At 31.3% G+C, this 16,858-nt stretch carries 15 protein-coding genes; 13 read left to right on the top strand and 2 right to left on the bottom strand.

All coding sequences use genetic code 11. The annotated features are described in order from the left end of the window. The first annotated feature begins 18 nt into the window (after positions 1-18). The 8 genes from BFN48_RS07455 to BFN48_RS07420 all read left to right on the top strand — a co-directional run bounded on the left by BFN48_RS07455 (position 19) and on the right by BFN48_RS07420 (position 6,907). Positions 19-537 (top strand): YeeE/YedE thiosulfate transporter family protein, encoded by a 519-nt coding sequence (locus BFN48_RS07455; RefSeq protein WP_069650277.1) that lies wholly within the window; start codon positions 19-21, stop codon positions 535-537. Between the two features lie 14 nt (positions 538-551). Continuing rightward, positions 552-1,790: an ABC transporter substrate-binding protein gene (locus tag BFN48_RS07450; protein WP_069650276.1), complete on the top strand. Its 1,239-nt coding sequence runs from the start codon at positions 552-554 to the stop codon at positions 1,788-1,790. Further along, positions 1,783-2,658: an ABC transporter permease gene (locus BFN48_RS07445; protein ID WP_242863243.1), complete on the top strand. Its 876-nt coding sequence runs from the start codon at positions 1,783-1,785 to the stop codon at positions 2,656-2,658. The genes BFN48_RS07450 and BFN48_RS07445 overlap by 8 nt, the downstream gene beginning before the upstream one ends. A 230-nt stretch (positions 2,659-2,888) precedes the next feature. Next, positions 2,889-3,470 (top strand): ABC transporter permease, encoded by a 582-nt coding sequence (locus tag BFN48_RS07440; protein ID WP_242863242.1) that lies wholly within the window; start codon positions 2,889-2,891, stop codon positions 3,468-3,470. Positions 3,471-3,483: 13 nt separating this feature from the next. After that, positions 3,484-4,533, top strand: a complete 1,050-nt coding sequence (locus BFN48_RS07435) for an ABC transporter ATP-binding protein (RefSeq protein WP_069650273.1) — start codon at positions 3,484-3,486, stop codon at positions 4,531-4,533. A gap of 4 nt (positions 4,534-4,537) precedes the next feature. Then, positions 4,538-5,209, top strand: a complete 672-nt coding sequence (locus BFN48_RS07430) for a TIGR04283 family arsenosugar biosynthesis glycosyltransferase (protein WP_069650272.1) — start codon at positions 4,538-4,540, stop codon at positions 5,207-5,209. Positions 5,210-5,211: 2 nt separating this feature from the next. Beyond that, positions 5,212-5,919: a TIGR04282 family arsenosugar biosynthesis glycosyltransferase gene (locus BFN48_RS07425; RefSeq protein WP_069650271.1), complete on the top strand. Its 708-nt coding sequence runs from the start codon at positions 5,212-5,214 to the stop codon at positions 5,917-5,919. Continuing rightward, a complete protein-coding gene (locus BFN48_RS07420) occupies positions 5,894-6,907 on the top strand; it encodes a phosphotransferase (RefSeq protein WP_069650270.1) in 1,014 nt (337 codons plus the stop codon). The genes BFN48_RS07425 and BFN48_RS07420 overlap by 26 nt, the downstream gene beginning before the upstream one ends. A gap of 136 nt (positions 6,908-7,043) precedes the next feature. Here the strand turns inward: BFN48_RS07420 and BFN48_RS07415 are convergent, their stop codons facing one another. Beyond that, positions 7,044-7,934, bottom strand: coding sequence for a LysR family transcriptional regulator (locus BFN48_RS07415; protein ID WP_069650269.1), 891 nt, complete (start codon positions 7,932-7,934; stop codon positions 7,044-7,046). 349 nt (positions 7,935-8,283) lie between these two features. Here BFN48_RS07415 and BFN48_RS07410 point away from each other — a divergent pair, with 349 nt between their 5' ends. Genes BFN48_RS07410 through BFN48_RS07400 form a run of 3 tightly spaced genes read left to right on the top strand, consistent with a single transcriptional unit; the run spans position 8,284 to position 12,597 of the window. Then, positions 8,284-10,839, top strand: coding sequence for an FAD-dependent oxidoreductase (locus tag BFN48_RS07410; protein ID WP_141706141.1), 2,556 nt, complete (start codon positions 8,284-8,286; stop codon positions 10,837-10,839). A gap of 18 nt (positions 10,840-10,857) precedes the next feature. Beyond that, positions 10,858-11,841: a sulfurtransferase gene (locus BFN48_RS07405; protein WP_069650267.1), complete on the top strand. Its 984-nt coding sequence runs from the start codon at positions 10,858-10,860 to the stop codon at positions 11,839-11,841. 48 nt (positions 11,842-11,889) lie between these two features. Further along, on the top strand, positions 11,890-12,597 hold the full coding sequence (locus BFN48_RS07400) for a TVP38/TMEM64 family protein (protein ID WP_054871225.1): 708 nt from the start codon (positions 11,890-11,892) through the stop codon (positions 12,595-12,597). 44 nt (positions 12,598-12,641) lie between these two features. Here BFN48_RS07400 and BFN48_RS07395 read toward each other — a convergent pair whose 3' ends face one another. Beyond that, positions 12,642-15,116 carry an ABC transporter substrate-binding protein gene (locus BFN48_RS07395; RefSeq protein WP_069650266.1) on the bottom strand — a complete coding sequence of 825 codons (2,475 nt, stop codon included), beginning with the start codon at positions 15,114-15,116 and terminating at the stop codon, positions 12,642-12,644. 235 nt (positions 15,117-15,351) lie between these two features. Here BFN48_RS07395 and pdxS point away from each other — a divergent pair, with 235 nt between their 5' ends. Both pdxS and pdxT read left to right on the top strand, forming a co-directional pair. Next, positions 15,352-16,224: a pyridoxal 5'-phosphate synthase lyase subunit PdxS gene (pdxS, locus tag BFN48_RS07390; RefSeq protein WP_069650265.1), complete on the top strand. Its 873-nt coding sequence runs from the start codon at positions 15,352-15,354 to the stop codon at positions 16,222-16,224. 2 nt (positions 16,225-16,226) lie between these two features. After that, on the top strand, positions 16,227-16,808 hold the full coding sequence (gene pdxT, locus BFN48_RS07385; protein WP_069650264.1) for a pyridoxal 5'-phosphate synthase glutaminase subunit PdxT: 582 nt from the start codon (positions 16,227-16,229) through the stop codon (positions 16,806-16,808). The last annotated feature ends 50 nt before the right edge of the window (positions 16,809-16,858 follow it).

Raw genomic sequence — 16,858 nt, 5'->3', positions numbered from 1 at the left:
GGGTGATATGTTGAAGTTATGAAATTTTATGAAAAAATTATAAAAAAACCTTGGCCATATTGGGTAGGCGGTATTTTACTTGGAGTTTTAAACATTATTTTATTAGCACTAACTGGAAAAGCATGGAAAATAACAACTGGTTTTTTGTATTGGGGATTATCATTTTTGGAGCTTTTAGGATTTAATTGTTTAGATTGGTATTATTTTAGTGTTTATTCTAATCAATTGAGAAAAGGAGAAACTTTTATTCACAATTATTATACAATATTGAATCTAGCTGTAATCGTTGGAGCACTAGTGGCTGTTCTTTGGGCATCTGAATTTAAATTCAAAAAAATAAAAAATAGAAGGCAATTATTCTTCGGATTATTGGGTGGAATAATTATGGGATATGGAACAAGACTGAGCTTTGGATGTAATATTGGAGCTTATTTTAGTGCAATACCTTCATTTTCTTTACATGGATGGGTTTTCGCAATTTTTATGTTTATAGGGGCTTTTATAGGAACTAAAATATTATTTAAATATTTATTATAGAGGAGGTATTTATTATGAAGAAAAAGTTTTTAAGTATACTGCTTATTTTAGTTTTAGCCTCAAGTCTAGTGGGGTGTAGCGGTAACAAAAAGATAGAAGGAAATGTTTTAGAAAAGAGTTGGGAAGATATATTGGCTGAAGCTAAGGGAACTACTGTTAACTTCTATGGTTGGGGCGGAAGCCAGAAGGTTAATAATTGGATTGACACATATTTAGCTAAAAGGTTAAAAGAAGAATATGATATAACTTTAAATAGGGTACCTATGAACATTGATGATATTTTAAATAAATTATTAGGAGAGAAACAATTAAATAGTCAAGAAGGAACTATTGATATAGTTTGGATTAATGGTGAGAATTTCTATACAGCTAAAGAAAATGAGTTATTATTCGGACCTTTTACAGATAAGTTACCAAATTTTAATAAATACATTGATAATAACTCTGATGAGGTAAAATATGATTTTGGGTTTAAGGTTGATGGCTATGAAGCACCCTACGGTAAAGCTCAGCTTGTTATGATATATGATAAGAATAAAATAGACACAATACCTAAAAACTATAAAGAGTTACTAGAATTGGCTAAGAAAAATCCTGGGAAGTTGACATATCCTGCTCCTCCAGATTTCACAGGTAGTGCCTTTGTGAGAAATATAATATACGATATTGTTGGATATAAGCAATTTATGAATATGGAACCAGATAAAGAAACAGTGGAAAAGGCAATCAAGCCAGCTATTGATTATCTAAAAGAGTTGAAACCTTATTTATGGAGAGAAGGTAAGACATACCCAGCTACAATATCTCAGCTTGACAATATGTTTTCTGATAACGAGGTATTGATGACTATGAGTTATAATCCAAACCATGCTGCAAGTAAAATTCAAACAGGTGAGTTTCCAGATACGACAAATACTTTTATTTTTGATAATGGGACTATAGGAAATACTCACTTTCTAGCAATACCTTTTAACGCACCAAATAAAGCAGGAGCTTTAGCTGTTATTAACTTTATTTTGAGTCCTGAAGCACAAGCTTCAAAATATGATCCTAAAAATTGGGGAGATTTGCCAGTTTTAGATAACAATAAATTAAGTGATAGTGAAATGAGTTTGTTCACTGATGTTAAAATAGGGAAGGGGACATTACCACAACAATACTTGTTAGATCATAGAGTTCCTGAGATGCCTGCAAATTTGATACCTATTATTGAAGAGATATGGTTAGAAAACATACCTGTAGAGGGTGAGTAGAATATTGAATACAAAAATAAAACCGTATATACTTTTGATTCCTGCATTGACAATATTAATAGGAATATTCATCTCTGGACTAATCATGGGATTAGTCCAGAGTTTTGGATACTTTTCTGTAATAGGGCTAAAGGATTTTACACTGAAATACTATTTTGAAGTATTAACAGATAAAGATTTTTTACAGTCCTTAAGGTTTAGTTTTTACATTTCTTTAATTTCATCTGTAATTGCAGTAATAGTAGGAGTTATACTGGCTTATTCTATCCTAAGGAGTAGGCATAAAAAGAGCATAGAAGAATTCATCTATAAGTTGCCCATCATAGTTCCCCATACAATCGCTGCTTTACTTGTATATAATCTATTTTCACAGAGTGGTGTTGTGCCTAGGATATTTTATAATATTGGAATAATAGATAGTCAGAGTCAATTTCCATCTTTAGTTTTTGATAGAGTTGGAATTGGGATAATAATAGCTTATTTGTGGAAAGAGATACCTTTTATAGCTATGGTAGTATATACAATTCTTAGTAATATAAACGATAAACTCGTTGAGGTTGCCTTGAATCTTGGAGCTAATAACAGACAGGTATTTTGGCATATTCTGTTGCCTTTAATTATGCCATCTATATTTTCTTCTTTTATAATAATCTTTGCTTTTTCGTTTGGGGCTTTTGAGGTACCGTATTTATTGGGACCTACAACACCAAAAACACTACCTGTTAAGGCTTACATTGAATATACAAATCCAGATTTAACAAATCGTCCTTATACCATGGTAATAAATATGATTTTAACCTTTATTTCTGTATTATTTGTATGGATTTATAGTAGAACTTTTAAATTGATATCCAAATATAATGGGTGATAAAAATGAAAAAAAATAACTTTATATATACTGGAATAATGTATTTTCTTATATTTGTTTTAATTTTTCCCCTAATTATTTTATTAATATGGAGCGTTACTAATAACTGGCCTTGGCCTCGTATATTTCCTGATAGTTTTGGTTTAAGGGGTTATAGATACATTTTTAGCTTTTCTAACAAGGTTATTAAGGTACTATTATTTAGCGTATGGCTATCTTCTGTAGTTACCTTGATAACATTAATAATAAGTATACCTGCTGCAAAAGCGTTAGGAGTCTATAATTTTAAAGGAAAAAAATTTATAAAAATACTTGTACTAGCACCGATAATAGTTCCACCATTGACAGTAGTTATGGGAATTCATGTTGCATTCATAAAACTGAGACTCGCTAATACATTTTGGGGAGTTGTTTTAGTTCATTTAATTCCATGTCTACCCTATGGAATCAGGATTTTAACTGATGTATTCGAGATAATAGGTGAGTCAATGGAGATGCAAGCAAGAGTTTTAGGGGCAAGACCAATGCAGGTTTTTTTTAGAATTACTCTTCCTTTGATAACTCCAGGTTTAATATCAGCAGGAAGTCTTATTTTCATAGTTTCCTTTAGTCAATATTTTTTAACTTTTCTAATAGGTGGGGGAAGAATAGTTACATTTTCTATGCTTTTATTTCCATATATCCAGAGTGGGGATAGGATGATGGCTTCAGCATTCAGTGTAGTCTTTATTTTTACAGTTTTAATTGTATTATTGTCAGTTGAAAAAGTTGTTAAAATATATTATAAAACTGAAAACCATTTTTATCTATAAGGGGTAGAGTATAATGTCTGAAATTTTACTAAAAAATATTTCCAAGACCTTTGATGGTAAAAAGATACTTAATAATATAAATATACAGGTAAAAGAAGGGGAGCTGGTTTCGTTATTAGGTCCTTCAGGTTGTGGTAAGACTACAACTCTTAAGATAATTTCAGGGCTTATAAAACCTGATGAAGGGGATGTAGTGTTTAATGGCAATTCTGTTATGAATGTTCCAGTTGAAAAAAGGGGAGCAGTTATAGTTTTTCAAGATTATCTCCTTTTCCCTCATATGACTGTAGAAGAAAATATAGGATTTGGCTTGAGAATGGCAAAAGTGAAAAAATCAAAAAGGATAGAAAAAGTCAAAAAGATGATTGATTTAGTTAAATTAAGAGGGCATGAAAAAAAATATCCAAAAGAGCTTTCAGGTGGGCAAAGACAGAGAGTGGCAATTGCAAGGGCATTAGCAATAGAACCAAAGGTTTTGTTACTTGATGAACCATTTTCTAATTTAGATACTAGATTAAAAGAGACCATGAGAGATTTTATTTGTGATATACAAAGGAAACTTAATATAACTACTATTTTAGTTACCCATGATAAAGAAGAAGCTCTTATGACTTCAGATAAGATAGTAGTAATGATGGATGGAGAGATTAAACAAATAGGTACTCCAAGAGAACTTTATCAAAGCCCTATTACTATTGATGTTGCCAATTTTTTTGGAGAAAAAAACTATATAGCAGGTGAAATTAAAGAAGGGAAATTTGTAAGTGATTTTGGAACTTATGAAATAGATTATAATGGCAATAGAAGGGTAATAGTAATGATTAGATCTGAAGAAATTAAAATATTACCTAAAGAAATTGGTACGGGAATTCCAGGTATAATAAGTACAAGAAGATATGCAGGGGATAGAATATACTATAATGTTACTGCAAGAGGACATCTTTTTAAGTGCTTAAGCAAACCAGAAATTAATTTTCAAGTAGGTGATGAGGTGTTTCTTAATATAGATTATAAAAAGGCAGTATTTTTTGATGAACGGACTAAAAAACGTATAAGTTGGTGATTTTATGATATCTATAATAATACCTGTACTTAATGAGGAAAAAAGTATAGAGTTTTTACTTAAACAGATTAATAAACTAAAAGGAGACAAAGAGGTTATTGTTGTAGATGGCGGTAGTGTAGACAATACGGTTAATATAGCAAGAAAATATGCCAAAGTTATAATGAGTGAAAAGGGCAGAGCTAAGCAAATGAACAAAGGAGCCAAAAATGCAAAGGGAAATATTCTATGGTTTGTTCATTCAGACTCATATGTACATGAAGAAGCTTTACAAAAAATAGAGGAAGCTATTAAAACTGGTTATATTGGAGGAGGATTTTCTCTATATTTCTATGACCTGGATACACGTTTTATGAAATTTGTAGCTGTAACATCTAATTGGAGGGCAAAATATTTTGGCTTATTTTTTGGAGACCAAGGAATATTCGTTAAGAAAAGCATTTTTGATGAATTAGGAGGATATCCTGAGATTGAGTTGATGGAAGATTGGGAACTGTCAAGAAAACTTGCAAAAAAAGGTAAAATGACTATGATTAAAGTACCAATAGGTACGTCAGCCAGAAGGTTTGTAAAAGGAGGCCAACTTAGAACACTACTTTTGATGCATAAAATCAAATTGTTACATTTAATAGGGGTATCTCCAGATAAATTAAGTAAGATTTATAGGGGAGGCTAGATATGGACGCACTAATATTGATGACAAGAATACCAATACCAGGTAAAACTAAAACTAGGCTAATTGGCACATTGACTAAGAAAGAATGTGCTGAAATACATAAAGCCTTCCTATTAGATATTTTCAAATCATTTAGTTTTATCAAAGATGAAATAGATATATATTTAACTTTTACTCCAGAAGATTCTCTTTATTTAATAGAGAACATATTACCCGATTATATTCAGTGTTTTCCTCAAACTGGAGATAACTTAGGTGAGAGAATGTCAAATGCAATGGAATACCTTTTTGAAAAAGGGTATACAAAGGTAGGATTAATGGGGTCAGATATACCCGATATTCAACCTTTTGAAATAAGAAAAGCCTTTGAAGAGCTTGAAAACAATGATGTTGTAATAGGTCCTACATTCGATGGAGGATATTTCTTCATTGGGTTGAAAAAAATGGACAAGGGATTGTTTGTAAATGATATAAAATGGGGTAATAAGTCGGTTTTAGAGGGTACAATTGATATTGCCAATGGAATGGGGCTGAAGACTGCGTTAATAGAAAAGCACAGGGACATAGATACAAGGGAAGATTTATTTGCATTTTATGAAAACATGAAAAAAGGTATTTGGAAGGATAAGATAATTCCTCATAATACCATAAAATTCATACAAAATTGTTGGAGTGATAGGGGAAATGTTAAAGACTACGCTAAAAGATAAAATCATAGATTATATTAGAAATAATAGAGAGTTACACTATTTAGAATTTGGAGATGACTTTCAAGTAAAATTTCTAGCTCAAGGTGAGTATAACATAAACTTTACTATATATTGTGGTGAGAAAAAATATGTTTTTAGGGTAAATACGGGGAGTCAAATAGATGTTAAAAGTCAGATTAGGTATGAGTTTGAAGCTTTAAAGAGACTTGAGATAAGTGGGGTTACCCCAAAGGTATTTTTTGTAGACGATACAAAGACATATTTTAATTATGGAATATTGATTATGGAATTTTTAGATGGAAGACCTTTAGAGTATAATAAAGATTTAAATAAGGCAGCTCACATTTTTTCTAGGATACATTCTTTGGACTTGAACAAAATAGATACAAGTAATTTTATTGTTGAGGAAAATATTTTTACAGACAGAGTGAATGAAGGGAAAAAATTACTCAAGGATTTCTTGGTTGAACCTAAGGTGAACAAAGATATTAAGAAGTTTTTTTATAGATTTCTAGAGTGGGCAGAAGAGAATAAGTGGAAGGAAAAATATTTTACGGACTATAAATGGCATGTAATAAACAATACAGAAGTAAATTCGCATAACTTTATAATTGGTGATAAAAAGAGTTACCTTATTGATTGGGAGAAACCTGTTTTGAGTGATCCTTGTCAAGATTTAACACAGTTTTTAGCTCCAACTACTACACTTTGGAAAGCTGATTATATTTTAAGTGTTGAAGAAAAGGAACAATTTTTTAAAGAATATATAAAAGGCCTTGGGGGTAAAGATAATGAAATTAGAGATAGGGTAAGGTTATATATGCCATATCTCTATCTAAGGGCATTGTCGTGGTGTGCTTTTGCATACCTTGAGTATCAAAAACCAGACAAAGATATCAAAAATATGGATACATTCAAAAAGATTAAAGCATATTTAGATATTGATTTTATGAAGACACTTTTAAAGGAATACATCAGTGATATCTAACAAAATCTTCAACTTTAATAAATTATAAGGAGGATTTTGCCTATATCCATTACGGAAATTATATTTTAAATTATCCACAATTCAATAAGGTATATAATTTCCTATGGATTATAAAAAAGCGGCTAAAGCCGCTTTTTTAACAGAAACCACGTTTTGAAGAGCGTATAAAATCTATAAAATTTAACTCATAAGGATTTAATTCGTGGTCTTTTCTGTAAGCTACATAGAAGTCTGATAGGATTTCCATATTTTCTATTTCTATAACTTTCAATAATCCATCTCTCAGCTCTCTCTTAATTGATAACTCAGGAATAAAAGATATACCTTTTCCAGATAAAACTGAGGTTTTAATAGCTTCCATTGAATTGAGTTCATATATAATATTTAAATCATCTATTTCAATATCTTGGCATTTTAAAGCTTTTTTTATAGTTTCTCTAGTACCAGAACCTTCTTCGCGGAAAATAAGAGGAAGTTTAACTAGTTCGTCTAAAGTGATTTTTTTCTTGATAACTGGTAACGATGTAACTAAAAGTAATTTATCAGAAGTGATTTTAAGAATTTTTAAATCTTTATTTTTAACATTTCCGTGTATGATACCTATGTTTGTATTTCTACTAATAAGATTTTCTATAACTTTTTTCGTATTGGTAATTTCTAGATTTATTTCTACGTCTTTATTATCTTGCTTATATACATATATGCTACATGGTAATGCGTATTCTCCTACTGCTTTACAAGAGCCTATTAGTAAGTGTTTTTTATGGGTTTTTAGATTTTCAAGATCTCTTTCTATATTCTCTTGAAGAGAAAGAATAGTATTTGCATAATCAAAAACTATCTTTCCAGCTTCAGTTAATTTAACACCTTTATTACTTCTGTTAAGCAAACTAACTTGTAATTCTTTTTCTAAAGATTGTATTTGCATACTTAATCCTGGTTGAGTTAGATGGAGTATTTTGGCAGCCTTTGAAATGCTATTAACTCTTACAGTTACATAGAAGGCCTTAAGATACTGTAAATTCATGATATCACCTATTCTTTGAATTTCTAGTAATACTAATTTCTGTTATGTGTTAAAAAAAAATAAACCCAATCAACTTAAAGATTGGCATTTAATTCTAGCTTGTATTATTAATATTATATCATATAATAGATTATGCAGCACATTACATTTTGAATCTTATACTTGTATGTGATATTATGGTAAAATAATTTCTATTGACAAAAAGTGTATATGCAATAAATTATTATTATACATCATAAACAATGCTTATTATTTGTTAATAAAATTTTATATTATAATTTAATTGTAGACATTTTAACAAATTAAATAGAAGTTAATAAACTTTTATTGAATGAAAAGGGGGTCAATGATGAATAAGGTTACTTATCCAAAAGAAGTATTGGAAAAAATGAAGGAAATCGTAGATACTTGTATGGGTGATGCTCCACCTTATTGTGAAGCTACTTGTCCTATGCATACTGATGTAAAAGGGTATGTAAATTTGATAGCAGAAGGGAAGTACAAAGAGGCGATTGAGTTAATAAGAGAAAAACTATTCTTACCTGCTACTTTGGGCAGAATTTGTGCTCACCCCTGCGAGGAAAAGTGTAAAAGAGGAGAGTTTAAGCAACCTATGTCAATTGCAGCATTAAAGAGATTTGTTGCGGATAACTATGATAATGAAAAAGATTGGAATTTAAGTATTGAAACTGAGAAGGATAAAAGGGTTGCAGTCATTGGTGCAGGACCTGCTGGAGCTCAGGCAGCATTAGACTTAAGAAGAAAAGGCTATAATGTAACAGTATTTGAGAAGCTACCTGTTTTAGGTGGAATGATGAGAGTTGGAATTCCTGAATACAGGTTGCCAAGAAATATTATAGATTTTGAGTATAGCTTACTAAAAAAGATTGGTGTTGAGTTCAAACTAGGAGTAGAAATTGGAAAAGATATATCATTTGAAGCACTAAAGAAAGATTTTGATGTAGTGTTAATAGCAGTAGGAGCTCATAAAGGAGTAGTTATTCCAGTACCTGGTCATGAGCTTAATGGAGTTTTAAATGCTGTTGAATTTTTAAGAGAAGTGAGTTTAACTAAAAAGGCTAATATAGGTAAGAAAATAGCTGTTATAGGTGGCGGAAATGTTGCGATAGATGTTGCTAGGAGTGCAAGAAGAGTAGGAGCAGAAGAAGTACATCTTGTATGTCTTGAGTCAAGAGAGGCAATGCCTGCTCATACTTGGGAAATTGAAGAAGCAGAAGAAGAAGGTATAATTATACATGATAGCTTTGGTCCTGAAAAGATAATAGGAAAAGATGGTGAAGTAGTAGGGATTGAAATAAAAGAATGTATATCAATTTTTGATAAAGAAGGGAAGTTTAATCCTCAATTCAATGAAAGTAATAAGCAAATTCTAGAAGTTGACAACGTTATTTTTGCTGTAGGACAAGCAGTAGATAATTCTTTTGTTTCAGATGGGATGCTAGAAACACAAAGAGGTGGCAGATTTAAGGTTGACCCTATAACTTTACAGACAAAATTAGAAAATGTATTTGTTGCAGGAGATGCATCTGGAAGATCTACAATTGTAATTGAAGCTATGGCAGAGGGAAGAAAGGCTGCAATTTCAATTGATAGATATCTTCAAGGCAAAGATTTGTATTCTGATAGGGAATTTGAAGGAAGTTATGAGACTTGGTTAGAAACTGAAATAAAAGATGATACTCCTAACTTACCAAGAGTTGAAACTACAAAGGTTGAACCAAGCAAGAGAATATTGAGTTTTGAAGAAGTAGACTTAGGTTTTAATGAAGAGCAGGCAAAAGAAGAAGCTTCTAGGTGCTTAAAATGTGAATGTAGATTATGCGTAAAAGAGTGTGAGATGTTAAAGGATTTTTGTAATTGTCCTAAGGACTTATTTGAAGAGATATTAGAAACAGGAGAAATTGATCCTAAAATACCATATTCATGTAATATGTGTAGTCAGTGTACTTTAGTATGTCCAAAAGACTTCAAGATAAAAGATAGATTTATGGATATTAGAAAGCAGATGATTAAAGCTAACAATGGTAAGTCTCCAATGAAAGGGCATAATGCAATTGAGGTGCATCAAGCTTTAGGATTTTCAAAATTATTTAATATAGCAATAAAAGATGGTAAAGCTAAGAAAACTAAACGTGTATTTATACCAGGATGTAGTTTGCCATCGTATAATCCTTATGCTGTAGGTAAGACTTTAGAGTATTTACAGGAAAAGCTACCAGGTACAGGTGCAATATTAAAATGTTGCGGTAAACCAACTAAAGCTTTAGGACAGATTGATAAGTTTAAAGAAAGATATGCAGGTTTACAAGCAGAAATAGACAGATTAGGGGCTGAAGAAATAATAGTAGCCTGTCAATCATGTTTCTTAACAATTTCAGAGTACAGTCCAAACCAAAAAGTAAGGTCATTATGGACAGTTTTACCTGAAATAGGATTACCTGAAAATGTTAGGGGTATAGGTAAGAATAGTGATATAACATTTGCAATACACGATTCATGTTCAACTAGAGATAGGTCAGATATACATGATGGAATTAGATGGATAATAAACGAATTAGGATATAAAATTGAAGAATTATCTTATTCAAGAGAGAATACTAGATGCTGTGGTTTTGGAGGAATGGTAGTACCTGCTAATCCAGAACTGGCATTAAGAGTTATGAAAAGAAGGACAGCTGAGGCGAAATCTGATTATATGGTTACTTATTGTGCAGCTTGTAGGGAGTCTATGGTTAGAGGTGGAAAAAATGCACTTCATATCTTAGACTTGATATTTGGAGGTCCATGGACTTCAAAATCTAAGTTCCCTGGAGTTCCAAGCAGTCCTATTACAAGCTGGGCAAATAGATATAAATCTAAGAGAGAAATTAAAAAGAGAAAATAATTAGAAAGGGGTAATGAAATGAGTAAAGCAAAAGTTACAAGCATAGCGTTAATTGTAATTGTAGTTGGAGTATTAGTTTGGTACTTTGGTTTCCAAGGACCAAATGTAAAAACTAGTGACGAATTAATTAAACAAGAAGGTAAGTATGCTGAATATGCAAATCCGGAAGTTATAGTAAGTGCACTTAAGGCTAAGGAAATAATTGATAATAACAAAAATGTTGTTGTTATCGATATTAGAAAATCACCAGAATACTTATTAGGTCACATACCTGGTGCTGTTAATATATGGAGACCAGACTATGAGAGCGAAAATTATCCATTTGGTGGAATGAGGGCAGAAAAGGAGAAAGTAGAGAAATTATTAGGTAGCTTAGGAATCGATAATGATACATTCATATTGTTGTATGATGGAAAAGGAGATTATGATGCAGCTAGGCTATGGTGGATACTTGATATGTATGGTCATGAGAAAATGGCATTAATAGATGGTGGTATTGATGGATGGAAAGCTGCAGGACTTGAATTAACAACTGCTAAGCCAGAGATTACTCCAAAAGAATATAAATTTAAAGGTAAAGTAGATGAGAGTAAGCTAGCTACATTAGAAGATGTTAAAGCTGCAATGAATGATCCAAATGTGATAATATTAGATACTCGTTCAATAAAAGAATTTACAGGTGAAACTTTAAAGAAAGGTGCTTATAGAAAAGGAAGAATACCTACAAGTGTTTGGATTGAATATAAAGAGGCTATTAATGTTGGAGAAGGTGAAGACAAAACTTTCAAAACTGTAGAAGAATTAAAGAAAATCTATGAGTCAAAAGGAATTACTCCTGATAAGACTATAATAGCATACTGCCAATCAGCAGTAAGATCAGCTCATACTACTTTTGTTTTAACTCAATTACTTGGATATGAAAATGTTAAGAACTATGATGGTTCATGGATTGAATGGAGTTATAATAAAGATCTACCAATTGAAACTGGAGAGCCTAAATAATGTATAGGGAGCAATGCTCCCTATACATTTAAAAATGGAGGTGTAGTTATGGATAGTAAAAAAGAAGTAAAACAAGATAAAAAGAAAAGTTATGTGAAACTTGCTATTACTCTTGGACTTATAGTGGTTGTTATTGGTCTTATGAAATATTTTGGACTATTTGAATATATTAGTCTTGAAAATATGCAAAATTTAAAAGCATGGATTAATAGTTATGGAGTCATTGGACCTATAATTTATATAATTCTATACATTGTAGCATGTTTATTCTTTCTTCCAGGATTACCTATAGCTGTATTAGCAGGTTTAGCTTTTGGACCTGTAATGGGAGCTGTATATGCTTCTATAGGATCTACTTTAGGTGCTTCAGCTGCATTTTTAGTAGCTAGATATGCAGCTAGGGATATGGTAGAAAGTTGGGTTGAAGGAAATGAACAATTTAAGAAGATAGACGAAGGTGTTGAAAAACAAGGATGGAGAATGTTAATGATAACTAGATTAGTTCCTGTATTTCCTTTTAACCTTCAAAACTATGCTTATGGACTTACTAAAATTAAGTTTGGCACTTATGTTTTAGTTTCATGGATATGTATGATACCAGGAGCTATAGCTTTTACCTTCATGGGAGGCTCAATTGTAAGTGGAGAAGGTAATATAGGTAAGACTTTAATGTATCTTGGGATTGGAGCAATTTTCTTTGTAATACTAACATTGATACCTGGATGGTTAAAGAAGAGAAAAGGATTGGAAATATAAAAATTAAGACCTACACCTTAATATTGGTGTAGGTCTTCTTACGATTATTCACAAATAATATCTTCAAATCTAACTTTTCCTAATGGATTGAGTTGTACATTTTTTATATGTGTTTTATGAACATAAGCTGTTTGTGGGTGATATAAGAATATCCATGGCACATCTTCGATAATCTTGTCTTGAATTGTCTTGTATAATTCAATTCTTCTTTCAGGATTTATAATTTCTTTAGCTTCTTCCATTAACCTTGTTACATATTCATTATTATATCCAGTAAAGTTAGTATAAGCTTTAGGGTTAAATAAAGGTTCTAAATAGTTGTCAGGATCTCCAGTATCAGCAATCCATCCCATAATGAATAAATGGCATTTATTCATGTTTTCAGCTTTTAAATATTCTTTAGAAGGAACTTTAATGATTTCGCAGTTAATTCCTACATTATTCAAGTCTTCTACAATAAGTTCGATTATTTTATTGTTGGAATTATTGCTATCACCTTCATATCCCAGTATTAATAACTTCTCATTGTTATAATTACTTTCTCTTAATAACCTTCTGGATAGGTTAGGATTAAATTCAAATCCTTTAAGATGACTATTATCTAGGATTGCTGGAGGGAATACTCCCTTAGATTCAGAAGCAAGTCCGTTGACTACTTCGTTGATTATTCTTTCTTTATTTACAGCATGGTTAATGGCTTTTCTTATATTTTTATCCTTAGCAAAAATTGAGTTAGATTTTAAGTTAAAACCTGCAAAGAATGTTGTCATTACATCTTTTACTTTAATTTCGCTACTAAATCCGTTTTCAAATAATTCTTTGACACCAGAGTTATTGAGCATTAAGAAGTCATATTTATTGTTTATATAACCTTCAACAGGATTGTTATCATTATGATAAACTTCTATTTTATCTATATATGGTTGTCCACCAAAATATCCTTCAAAAGCTTTTAATGTGTACTTTTCATCATCCATTTCTTCGATCATATATGGTCCGCAACCTACAAATTTATTGTTAAGTGCTGAATTCTTTTCTATAATTGCACAACAAGGTTGAGATAAGTTAAGTAGAAAACCACTATAAGGTTTTGTTAAGGTTATAGATAATCTGTATCTGTCTATGACTTTTATACCTCTAACATGATTAACTTCACCATTGTGAAATTCTTCAGCACCATCAATAGGATATAAAAGCCATGCATTAGGAGATTTAAGTTTTGGGCTTAATATTCTTTCAAGAGAAAATTTAACGTCTTCAGAGGTAACTTCTTGACTATTATGAAATTTAGCACCTTTTCTAAGATTAAAAGTCCAAGTAAGATTATCTTCACTTACAAACCAGCTTTTAGCTATGCCAGGTAATACATCAGTTGTAGCGCTTGAAGTTAATAGTCCAGTATGTACATTGCCTAATATTTTTAAACTATCTTGGTCAAATGGAATAGCAGGGTCTAATGTATCTAAACTTCTTCCCATAACTGTTTTTAGTTTAGTTTCTTTTCTATTGCCCAATTTAATATTGTTAAGGACTTTATCAGTTATACTGTTAAGGTTTTCTGATGTTTTAGACAAAATTTCAATTGAAGATTTTGTGTGCTGTGCGTTCATCAGAGCAACTTCAATCATTGCTATGATTTTTTCAGATATGTCATTCATTTCTTTAGCTGAAAATACAATCTCTTCTAAGTTACTAGTCTGCTGTGAAATTGCAGATGTTATTTCGTTAGTCACTTCAGTAGTTGTATTTATTGACTCAATTATTTTATTGAAAACAGTTATTGTATTATTTGCAATATCTACACCTTTATTGACTTTTAAACCACTTTCATTCATTGCTTTTAGAGTTTCTTGTATACTATCTTTAATTTTTAGTATTATTGAAGAAATTTGTTCAGCAGATTCTTCGCTTTTTTGAGCCAGTTTTCTTACTTCTTCTGCTACTACTGCAAAACCACGACCATGTTCTCCTGCTCTTGCAGCTTCTATTGCAGCATTTAAAGCTAATAGATTTGTTTGATTAGCGATATCTTTTATTATTTTAAGCATATTATCTATTTGAGCTGTCTGCTTATTTAAATTTGCAACAATGCTTTTAGTGTTATCAACAGATACTTTTATTTCATTCATTGCTTGAATAGAATTATTTACAGCTTGGTTACCTTCTTTAGCAACTTCTTTTGTATCTTCTGCTATCTGAAGAGAACTTATAGTACTAGCTTGAACTTCTTCAGTTAATGCAGAATAACTTTCAATTTCGTTTACAACTTTATCGATAGCTTGCATTTGTATTTCAACATTTTTAGAAATATTATTTATTATTTCGATTAAGTTTTCTGTAGCAAATCCAGTTTCATCTATTCTGTTCGAAATTTTATCGATTGTACATTTTTGATTATGTATTAATAGGCTTGTGTAATCTGTATTTATTTCTTTTTTCTCATCATTAGTTGGAATAACTTTGTTTTCAATGTTCGAACTTAAAGATTTTGGCTTTTTTCTCAGTAGGTTCTTAAACATTTCCGATACCTCACTTTTAGTTATTTTAGTTAATAAATGGACAAGCTATCACTATAATTTTACAATAATGATTTTGATTTTTCAAACAATATTGACGCAGTACAATTGTTGTGACATAATAGAATTGTACTGGTAATGTTATCATATAACAATACAATAGCATTACAATTTCAAAACAACAACCAATACAATATTGATTGATTTTTAAAATTAATAAAGTATAGGGGGAGATAGCATGAATAAAAGATATGAACTAAATAAAAATCTTGCACAAATGCTTAAGGGTGGAGTGATTATGGATGTTACCAATCCAGAACAGGCCAGAATAGCTGAAAAAGCCGGGGCTGTAGCAGTCATGGCTTTGGAGAGAGTACCTGCTGATATTAGAAAGCAGGGTGGAGTGGCAAGAATGTCTGATCCTAAAATGATAAAAGAAATAAAAAAAGCAGTATCAATACCAGTTATGGCAAAGGTAAGGATTGGTCATTTTGTTGAAGCTCAAATTCTAGAAGCGATAGGAATAGACTTTATTGATGAAAGTGAAGTTTTAACCCCAGCAGATGAGATGTATCATATTAATAAAAAACAGTTTAAAGTTCCTTTTGTATGTGGAGCTAGAAATTTAGGAGAGGCATTACGAAGGATTGCTGAAGGAGCATCTATGATAAGAACGAAAGGAGAAGCAGGAACTGGTAATGTTGTAGAAGCTGTAAGGCATATGAGGCAGATGTTATCAGAAATAAGGAAATTGAAACTTATGCCTAAGGAAGAACTTATGACTGCTGCTAAAGAAATGGGGGCACCTTATCATTTGGTTGAATATGTAGCTGAACATGGAAGACTACCTGTTGTAAACTTTGCAGCTGGTGGAATTGCAACTCCTGCAGATGCAGCTCTTATGATGCAGTTAGGATGTGATGGAGTATTTGTAGGTTCTGGGATTTTTAAATCTTCTAATCCGGAAAAGAGAGCAAAAGCGATAGTGAAAGCAACCACATATTATAATGACCCTGAAATTCTTGCTGAAGTCTCTGAAGATTTAGGAGAACCTATGTATGGATTAGAAATTAGTAAATTGACTACAGAATTTGCTGAAAGAGGATGGTAATAATGATTAAAGTCGGTGTACTTGATTTTCAAGGCTCTGTAGTTGAACATATAGAAATGCTTAAGAAAATTGAAGGGATTAAGCCAATTAGGGTTAAATATACTAAACAGATAAATGAGATAGATGGTCTAATTCTTCCTGGAGGGGAAAGCACGACAATAGGGAAACTTATGAAGGATTTTAATATATTTTTACCTTTAAAGGAAAGAATAAAAAAAGGAATGCCTGTATGGGGAACGTGTGCAGGAATGATATTATTGGCAAAAAAAATTGCAGGGCAGGATTATGTACATTTAGGAGTAATGGATATTGAAGTGAAAAGAAATGCATATGGTAGTCAGATAGATAGTTTTATGATAGAAAAGACAATACCGCAAGTTTCATCAAAACCAATATCATTAGTTTTCATTAGAGCACCTTACATTGAGAAGGTTGGAGAAGGAGTTGAAATTTTATCAAAGCACGAAGGGAAGATTATTGCAGCAAGGGAAAAGAATATGTTGGCAACTTCATTTCATCCTGAACTTACGGGAGATGAATCATTCCATAGATATTTTGTTAATATAATTACAGAAAAATTATAATTTTGTTTTATTACCTCTGCTTTTATGAGTAGGGGTTTTATTTTTCCAAA

This window comes from Caloranaerobacter ferrireducens, from assembly GCF_001730685.1.
In the GTDB taxonomy this organism is placed as follows: Bacteria; Bacillota; Clostridia; order Tissierellales; family Thermohalobacteraceae; genus Caloranaerobacter; species Caloranaerobacter ferrireducens.
Note: the sequence above shows the minus strand (reverse complement) of the source record. Positions and strands in the feature narration are given on the sequence as shown.